Consider the following 9,048-nt stretch of genomic DNA (forward strand, 5'->3'; position numbering starts at 1 on the left):
AATCCGCAACATCGTCGCCAGTGCGTACGGCTGCCGACCTGGCCGCCCCGACACTGGATAGTGCGGCGCGATCAGGGCAAGCAGTTGCTGCCACGGAACAACCTGCTCCATCTCGGCAAGAAAGATCTCGCGCCGGGTCTGCTTACGCTTGCCCAAGCCCTCAGCGTCACCGAACGTCAGCTGCATGGATGAATCCTCTACATAAGGCGATAGTGTCGCGCATCTGCGGTGAGTTGATCAGACCTTCCCTAGAGCTTGCCGGATGTTCAGCTTAGTCAAGCTGACCTTGCGGCGCGGTTAAACAGCATGGTGCTTCCGGCTGCGGAGCGTTAACAATGCTTGCTATTTCAGGCCTGGATACGCGCAACGCCGCGACAAGCACAAGCCGCGGAGGGGGCGCTGCGTTTACTGCGCAGGCTTGAACTCGAATGGGATGTCCATGCTGCCAGCGACCGGCTGACCATTGCGCTGCGCCGGATGGAAGCGCCAGTGCCGCACCGCTTCCATGGCCGCGCGGTCCAGATCGCGCGAGCCGCTGCGCTGCACCAGGGTCACGCCGCCGGGATTGCCGGCGGCATCCACGTCGACCCGCACCACCACATCGCCGGCATCGCCGCGACGCAGCGCAGCGGGCGGGTAGCGGGGCGGCGGCATCTGGCCCTGGATCGGCACCGGGCGATCGCCGCCAGCGACCGGTGCGTTGACCGGCATGGCGCTGCCAGCAGCGCCTGGCACCGCATTTTCCGGCAGCGGCGTCGGAGCGGGTGGGGCCGGTGGCGCGGTGTCCACCAGGGTGGGGGTTTCGGCTGGCGGCTTGGCCTGCGGCATGTCGCTGGCACCGTCCTGGGCCGGCAACGGCGCCGGCAGCGGCGCAATGGTGTCGTCGGTCTGCGCGCCTGCGGTCGGCTGCGCTGGCGAGGCTTTATAGAAGTCGTCCTTGCGGCCGGTGGCCCAGACCAGCAGGAACAGCAGCAGACCGGCAGCGAAGGCGATGCCGGCGATTTTCAGCGTGTGGCGGGGCAGACGCAGAACGATAGGGCGATCGGACGCAGGACGGGGCGCGGGCATAGGGCTCACCTGAAGAATCGCCGCAATTCTGGCATAGCCGTAGTGAATCGATCGCAGCAGGTGGCGGAACAGGCGATAATCTCGCGCTATTCCACTGACGCACATATTCCGATGCTAGATCCGGCCCTGCTTCGCCAACACCCCGCCGACCTTGCCGAGCGCCTGCGCAGCACGCGCGGTTTCTCCCTGGACACTGCGGAACTGGAGTCGCTGGAGAGCGAGCGCAAGCGTATCCAGGTGCGCACGCAGGAACTGCAGAGCCAGCGCAATTCCAAATCCAAGGCGATCGGGCAGGCCAAGGCCAAGGGCGAAGATGTGGCTGCGCTGATGGCCGAAGTGGCCGGGTTCGGCGATGAGCTCAAGGCATCCGAAGACGCGCTGGATGCGATTCGCGCCAAGCTCGAAGGCATCGCGCTTGGCCTGCCCAATCTGCCGGCCGAGGATGTGCCGCTTGGCAAGGACGAGAGCGAGAACCTCGAGCAATCGCGTTGGGGCACGCCGCGTCAGTTCGATTTCGCCGTCAAGGACCATGTGGAACTCGGTGCGCCGCACGGCTGGTTGGATGGCGAAACGGCAGCCAAGTTGTCGGGTGCGCGGTTCACCGTGCTGCGTGGTCCGGTCGCGCGTCTGCACCGTGCGCTTGCGCAGTTCATGCTGGACCTGCATGTGGGCGAGCACGGTTACGAAGAAACCAACGTGCCGCTGCTGGTCAATGCCGATTCGATGCGCGGCACCGGTCAGCTGCCGAAATTCGAAGACGATTTGTTCCAGACCGACGTGGGCGAGTCGCGCCGTTATCTGATCCCCACCTCCGAAGTGCCGCTGACCAATATCGTGCGCGAGGAGATCATCGACGCCGAGCGTCTGCCATTGCGCATGACGGCGCATTCGATGTGTTTCCGGGCCGAAGCCGGCAGTGGTGGCCGCGATACCCGCGGCATGATCCGCCAGCACCAGTTCGAAAAGGTGGAGCTGGTCACCGCCTGCGCGCCGGAAGACAGCGATGCTGAGCATCAGCGCATGACGCGCTGCGCCGAGGTGGTGCTGGAACAACTCGGACTGCCGTATCGCAAGGTGTTGCTGTGCACCGGCGACATGGGTTTTTCCGCGATCAAGACCTACGATCTGGAGGTGTGGTTGCCGTCGCAGAACACCTATCGCGAAATTTCGTCCTGCTCCAATTGCGGCGATTTCCAGGCGCGGCGCATGCAGGCGCGCTGGCGCAACCCGGTCAGCGGCAAGCCGGAGTTGCTGCACACGCTCAACGGCTCGGGCACTGCCGTGGGACGCGCGATGATCGCGGTCATGGAGAATTACCAGAACGCCGATGGCTCGATCGATGTACCGCAGGTGCTGCGTCCGTACATGGGCGGGATCGAGCGGATCGGCTGAGCGCTGCGAACAGAGAAGACGGTGCTCATCTCCGCGCGCGCGGGCTGTGTTCGGTGCGCATATAGCATATGGGCACTGCGGTTGCCCGGCTAGATCCACGCCCATCAAACACGTGCTCGCTACGTTTTAGTAGCCGCCACAAATGAGAGTGTCGAGTGCAGTGTGGGATCTCTGGCGAGAACCGTTCCAGGACGCTTGATCGCGAGCTTCTTTGCTATTGGAAATTGACGCAAAAAAAGCGGGACCAGCGATGGTCCCGTTTCTCTTGCACGGCATGTCGCACCCGTATCGACCTTTCGATGCAGCACTGCATCACGCCGACTGTTTAGGCGCTAACAGCAACCTCTTCTTCCTCACCCAGCCCGGCCAGCGCCGAGGCCAATGCATCGGCGCGATGCTGCGGCGAATACGCCACGCCCTCTGCGCGCACGAAGCGGATGTCGTCGATGCCCAGGAAGCCCAATACCTGGCGCAGATACGGCTCCTGAAAATCGTTCGTGGGATCGGCATATAGGCCACCACGCGCGCTGGCAATGATGACGCGCTTGCCGCCGGCCAGGCCTTCCGGACCATTGGCGGTGTAATGGAAGGTGCGCCCGGCCACCGCTATGCGATCGATCCAGGCCTTGAGTGTGGAGGGGATGGCGAAGTTGTACATCGGTGCGCCAATCACTATGACGTCGGCTTGCAGGAACTGCTGCATCACCGCTTCGGCGGCCGCGGCCTCTGCCGGATCGGTCTGCGCCAGCGTCTGCGCGCTCAGATGCGGAATCGGGTCGCGGTCGAGGTCGCGATACGCCACGTCCACCTCGGGATGGAGCCGGCGCTGCTGCTCCACGACGGCGGCGCTGAGCACGCGGCTGACGGAATTGGCGCCGAGCGCGCTGGAATCGAGGTGCAGCAGTTTCATGACGGTGACCTGTGGCAAGCGGCAGCGCCGCGGAGGTGTGCAGGCTAGGTCGTTGCTCTGTTGGAATAAAGGTGATTAAATATCACGTATCGTTCTATCCATGGATACATGCGCCATGCACGACCTGAATGACCTGTATTACTTTGCGATGGTGGTGGATCACGGCGGCTTTGCCGCTGCCGAGCGTGCGCTTGGCATCCCCAAATCGCGCCTGAGCCGACGCATCAGCCAGCTCGAGACCGACCTGGGCGTGCGCCTGTTGCAGCGCTCCACGCGCCGTTTCGCGGTGACCGACGTCGGCACCAGCGTGCACCGGCATGCGCAAACCATGCTCGCCGAGGCCCAGGCCGCGCGCGAGGTGGTGGATCGTCTCAGCGCCGAGCCGCGCGGTCTTGTACGTGTGAGCGTTCCTGTCTCGCTTGCGCAGATCCAGTTGCCCAAGTTGTTGCCGGAATTTTTGGCCAAGTATCCCAAGGTGCGGCTGCAGCTCAATATCAGCAATCGCCGCGTTGATGTCATCAACGAGGGCTACGACGTTGCGCTACGCGTGCGCTCGCGCCTGGACGACGATGGCAGCCTGGTGATGCGCAGCTTCGGCCAGGTCCAGGAACTGCTGGTTGCCAGCCCCAAATACCTGGATCGCGCCGGGCGCCCCAAGGACCCCAGCGAGCTGGCCAACCACACCACCATGAGCACCAGCGAAGACGAAGCGCACCAGCGCTGGGAGCTGCACGGCCCGAACGGCGAAATGCGCCGCGTCGACCTGCAGCCACGCCTGGCCGGCTTCGACTTCCCGCTGCTGCAGTCGATGGCGCGCGACGGCTTCGGCATCACCATGCTGCCGGAAACCGTGTGCGCCGAAGCGGTGCGGAGCGGCGAGCTGGAAGTGGTGTTGCCGCACTGGTCGCTGCCGCAGGGCATCTGCCATGCCGTGTTCGCCTCACGTCGCGGCTTGCTGCCGGCGGTACGGGTGTTCATCGACTTCCTGGCCGAACACCTGCCACAGGAAATCGAACGCTCGCGCCTGGATTGCGGCGGCAATTGCGCCGAACTGGCGGAAAAGCTCAAGCGTGCCGCCGGCACGGCGCCGCGCCTGGCGGTGGCCGAAGCAGGCTGAGCGTCCGTGACGAAGCTGGCAAGGCCTAGGTTGGCTGGCATGCTGTCTGGCAGTGCCCTGGCTGCTCAGCAGTCGGTTCGCGTCAGATGTCCGGCCGGTTGCGTGTGTGCTCAGACGCCGTCGGCCGACAACACCATAGCAGCCGAGCAGCATGCGCGGTGCAGCACGCTGCGCCGGCCAACGGCGGCGGTGCCACTGAGCAAAACGCGCCCGGGCATGCGAGAATGCGCGCCCGGGAGCAATCCTGGGAGAGCGGGCCGCACAGGATGTTCGTGCGGCCACAGCCAGGTCCACCCGCGCAGGGCGGGTCGCCCGCGTGACATCCGATGCCTTCGGCAGTCACGCGCAGCAGCATCGGAGAGATGGCCGAGCGGTCTAAGGCACCGGTCTTGAAAACCGGCGAAGGGTCAAACCTTCCGTGGGTTCGAATCCCACTCTCTCCGCCACTCCTGCGTAAGTTGTTGATTTCAAACAACAAAAAACAGGGCTGACAGATGCGGGTGAGGCACAATTCGGGGCACATTCCGAATGAAGCTACCTCACTACCTGACCAAGACGGCCTCAGGCCGCTATGTATACCGTCAGCGCGTTCCGACTGACCTGCGGAAGCTGATCGGGCGCGAGTTCATCAAACGAAGCTTGGGACACAACCTCTTGGATGCCCGGCAAGCCGCTTTGTGGCTTGCCTCGCGATATGCTGCGGCTTTCAAAGCAATCCGTGGGCAAGGTGTGGCGAAGATCACCGTCGATGAAGTGCTGAAAAATCTTGCCGCGCAAGGTTCTCGGGCCTATGAGATTGATTTGCCGAATGGCTATCGATTAAAGGCCAACGATGAGGCAGATCACGCAAGAGCAATGGAAGCAATAGCGGCCATTGGTCAATTGCATCAGCCAAAATCAGCTGATCCAGCTGCTATGACAGTGGCTGAAACGATTACCTTAGGGGATGCTAAAACAAAGTGGCTGGCAAGTTTGGAGGCCGTCACAATTCCTAAAACCTTAGCCATAAAAAAAACAGCGATCGAAGATTTGACCTTCTATCTTGGATTGCATCGTAATGTGCATGCGATTGGAAGACCTGATTTGGCAAGGTTCTATCAACATTTGAGAGATAAGGGTAATTCGACGCCCGCTATTTATAATAAGCAATCGTATCTGGGGAAAACTGGTTTTTTTGCCTGGGCGATGGCTTCGGGATATTATCCGAAGGGTGATAATCCAGCTACTGGCCATATTAAATATGGGGCAAGGGAAAAGCGTCAGCGCAAAAAACTCGGCTTTAAGAGTTTTACTGCTGAACAATTGCTGGCAATTTATTCGTCAGTCAATTTTGAAAAAATGTCACCCGGTGCCCGCTGGGCAAGCGTCTTGGGACTCTACACTGGCGCAAGAGCCTCGGAAGTTGGTCAATTGTTGCTGACTGATGTTGCCAAAATTGATGGAGTTTTAGCCATCAAAATTGGCGATGAAGGAGATGGGCAGAGGGTTAAAAATGAGTCGAGTAATCGGATCGTGCCAATCCATCCCGATCTAATTAAGCTGGGTCTATTGGATTTTGTCGAGGTGCAGCAGAAAAGAGGGGAGACCCGTCTTTTCAGTCAAGCAGACCCCAAGGCAAAAAATGGTGCAGGAAACTGGATCTCCAAAGCCTTCACCCGCCATTTGGTCACAGTCGGCTCCGATTGGCCGGAAGCTAAGCGAGGGTTTCACTCACTCAGGAAGACCGTTATCCAAGAGCTACAAGGGGCGGGGGTTGCTTCCGAGTTGAGAGCGCAATTGGTGGGTCATGAGCTTGATGACGAACACCATTCGACTTATAGCCGTGAATTTACATTGGCAGAAAAATTAAATGGAACCGGGAAATTCCCGGGATTGTCAGTGCTGAATTATGGTTTGGATTTGGAGGCTTTGCGTTCATTGCTGACAGCAGCTGTAAGCAAGCGAACCGCAAAAGTGCCTGGGCGCAAATCAAGTTCAGCGGCGCGCTTGCGCAATAAAGCTGCGACCTCCTTGTCAAGATAAAGATCGAGGCGATCCATTTCTTTTCTTCGATTTATTAGCGATCCGGACATCCGGATAATATAGATAGAAAATTATTTAGCGCAATATCTGTTGGCTTCCGGATAATTTGAGGGATAATATATCTAAGTCAGATCGGCAATACCCTTGAACATTTTTTCAGCAGCAGCTTTGGGCTTCAAAACATTGTCGGACGGTTTCAAACCGTCCGACAATGTGGGGAGTGACCAAAATGGCGTTAGCCGTTTTGGGCGCTCCCGTGTCCGAAGCGAGAGCGAAGGACACACGACCCGAAGCGAAAAGCGTAGGGTCGGTGAGGATGGCGGGAGCCAGCCGAACAGTGAGAAAGGCGAGAGCCTTTCGAATAGTGCGCACGATATCCAATTGTCACCGGTAGGTGGCGATTGGATGAGTAAGCATGCTTCTGCGCTTCGGGAGCGTGCAACGCGTGCCCGCCTGGCATCGCAAAGCGATGGCAAGGCGTGGACGCTGCACGCGGACCGCCAGACGCGCAACATCCTCGACGACTGTCCAAAGCGAGACATCAGCAATGAGACAGCAGAGAAGTATCGCCGTGCCTATGACAACCTGCGCGCATCAGGCAAAACCGCCTTGGAAGCCGCCTCTACCCGTGCGCACTGGGATTTCCTACGGACCGCGACACGATATTGCTTAGAGCAAGACACCCGCGCTTGGCGTGCTGCTTCTGAGGTGGCCAGAAAGGCAGGGCAACTAGAAAAAGCCCAATACTGCACCGAGCAAGCTTTTAATATGGCAGCGGTTTTAGATGAGCAATTTATGCAGCCTCATAGGAAGACCTGGGCTCACAAGGCTGCAAAATTGAAAGAACAAGGCATTCGTCCAGTGTCCAAATCCAAGCGATCAACCCGCGCACCGTCACCAAATTTGGCGACGGTCGCACTCATTGCTGGAAACAAGAAAGGGACAAAATTGGTAGAACGCCACGCGGAACGCTTGGCAGTTTTGTCCCTGTTTGGGGTGAGGCCAGCAGAACTAAAAAAGGGCATAAAATTAAAAGTAACCGAAGGCGGAAAATATTTAACCGCTGAGGTTTTAGGGGCCAAGTGCAGTGATGCGCATAATAGAGGGCAAGAGGTCCGGGTCATTCGTGTGCCAGTCAAAGGAAGCGCAGCCCAAGCATTGGCAGAGGAAGTGGCCAAGCACGGGAAGGCCTGGAAAATGCAGACTTCCGATGCCGATTACAGAAGCCTGAACCGAGGACTGGCCTCATCAGGATTGTCTTGCTATTCCTTCCGTCACCAGGTCGGAAGTGAACTAAAAGAAGCCGTTTCAACCGGTGCGATGACAGCCGCAGAGGCAGCAAAAACTATGGGCCACCGATCAACTGAAAGCTTGTCGTATTACGGTAGCCGTAGCAAATCGGGTGGCGGGAGAACAATGCAGGCCAACGCGACCAATGAGGTTCGTGTGGAGCCTGTGTCATTTGCAGCGCGTGCCGAAGCACGCGCAAAAACAGGGAATGGACGCATTCGCGTCACCCCAACGCCGCAAGCACGGCCCAGGGCCGTGCCGAAGGCGGCCCGAGCCAGATCGGCTGCCCCTCGTCCCAAGCCTCCGCGAATAATGTAAGCTTCGCGAGGGCACGAACCAGGGCACATTTTCGGGTTGTGTTTCACTTGCAAATCAGAGAGATGGATTGGTTTCTACTTTCTCCCACTCTCTCCGCCATGTCTCATATAAATCAATGGCTTACATTGGTTTTTGATGAGAAATGGAGGTCTGGTGCAGGACACAAATCGGGACACATCTCCCGATGCGCATTCCTCATCACCTCGTTCGATCCTCCTCCGGCCATTGGTCCTTCCGCCAACGCGTTCCCATTGATCTGCAATCGGTCTTGGGTCGCAAGGTCATCAAGCACACCCTCCACACGAAAGAACTGCCTAGCGCGCGATTGCGCGCTTTGATGCTTGCCTCAGGCTATGCTCAGGCCTTCGACGTGTTGAGGGATCGACGTGTGGATAGGCTTGGCAAGAAGGACATGGATGCGCTGGTCGAACGCCTGAGCCAGGGCGCATCGCTTCGCGATTTGACCTTGCATCGAACACAAGCGCCGGATGGCACGATCAGCGAACGCTGGCAGATCGACAACGACGAAGATCTGCGCCTATTCCGCAAGAACCAGACCTGGGCCAATGCCGCTGAGGTCGCCGCCATCGGCGCGCTGGACCTCAGGGATCCTGTTCAACCTCAGCCCGGCCGGCGCCAGGTCGCCCAGGCCATTGCTTTGGACAAGGCTAGGGATGGGTGGCTTGCGTCAATTCAAAGCCGCACGCTCCCCAAGACCTACATGATCAAAAAGACGGCCATCGAGTCGTTGGTGGCTTTTCTCGGCACCAAGACCAAGCTCCACGGCGTCACCCGGACAGATCTGGCGCACTGGTATCAGCACTTGCGCGACAAGGGCGCTTCCACCCCGACCCTGATGAACAAGCAAAGCTATGTGGGTGGGAAGGGCGGGTTTTTCGATTGGGCCATTGTCACCAGCACTTTTAATCTG

Annotated in this window: 7 protein-coding genes, 1 tRNA gene and 1 pseudogene; 6 read left to right on the forward strand and 3 right to left on the reverse strand. The window is 59.2% G+C overall.

Annotated features, from left to right (window positions below; all coding sequences use genetic code 11):
- Positions 1–186: pseudogene (locus J7367_RS21765) on the reverse strand (IS5/IS1182 family transposase); the annotation flags it as partial.
- Between the two features lie 219 nt (positions 187–405).
- Positions 406–1,068: an energy transducer TonB gene (locus J7367_RS21770; RefSeq protein WP_042805225.1), complete on the reverse strand. Its 663-nt coding sequence runs from the start codon at positions 1,066–1,068 to the stop codon at positions 406–408.
- Between the two features lie 111 nt (positions 1,069–1,179).
- Here J7367_RS21770 and serS point away from each other — a divergent pair, with 111 nt between their 5' ends.
- Positions 1,180–2,460: a serine--tRNA ligase gene (gene serS / locus J7367_RS21775; protein ID WP_007969978.1), complete on the forward strand. Its 1,281-nt coding sequence runs from the start codon at positions 1,180–1,182 to the stop codon at positions 2,458–2,460.
- Positions 2,461–2,785: 325 nt separating this feature from the next.
- Here serS and J7367_RS21780 read toward each other — a convergent pair whose 3' ends face one another.
- Positions 2,786–3,370, reverse strand: coding sequence for an FMN-dependent NADH-azoreductase (locus tag J7367_RS21780; RefSeq protein ID WP_057659679.1), 585 nt, complete (start codon positions 3,368–3,370; stop codon positions 2,786–2,788).
- A gap of 100 nt (positions 3,371–3,470) precedes the next feature.
- Between J7367_RS21780 and J7367_RS21785 the strand changes: the two genes are divergently transcribed.
- The 5 genes from J7367_RS21785 to J7367_RS21805 all read left to right on the forward strand — a co-directional run.
- Positions 3,471–4,487, forward strand: coding sequence for a LysR family transcriptional regulator (locus J7367_RS21785; RefSeq protein ID WP_057659681.1), 1,017 nt, complete (start codon positions 3,471–3,473; stop codon positions 4,485–4,487).
- Positions 4,488–4,843: 356 nt separating this feature from the next.
- Positions 4,844–4,933: transfer RNA gene (locus J7367_RS21790), tRNA-Ser, on the forward strand.
- 82 nt (positions 4,934–5,015) lie between these two features.
- Positions 5,016–6,509, forward strand: a complete 1,494-nt coding sequence (locus J7367_RS21795) for a site-specific integrase (RefSeq protein WP_081027523.1) — start codon at positions 5,016–5,018, stop codon at positions 6,507–6,509.
- Positions 6,510–6,914: 405 nt separating this feature from the next.
- Positions 6,915–8,117 (forward strand): hypothetical protein, encoded by a 1,203-nt coding sequence (locus tag J7367_RS21800; RefSeq protein ID WP_209029007.1) that lies wholly within the window; start codon positions 6,915–6,917, stop codon positions 8,115–8,117.
- Between the two features lie 184 nt (positions 8,118–8,301).
- A partial coding sequence (locus J7367_RS21805; RefSeq protein WP_343124463.1) for a DUF6538 domain-containing protein occupies positions 8,302–9,048 on the forward strand: 747 nt, incomplete at its 3' end.

Source organism: Xanthomonas sp. D-36-1 (assembly GCF_017746155.1).
Lineage (GTDB): Bacteria > Pseudomonadota > Gammaproteobacteria > Xanthomonadales > Xanthomonadaceae > Xanthomonas > Xanthomonas cissicola.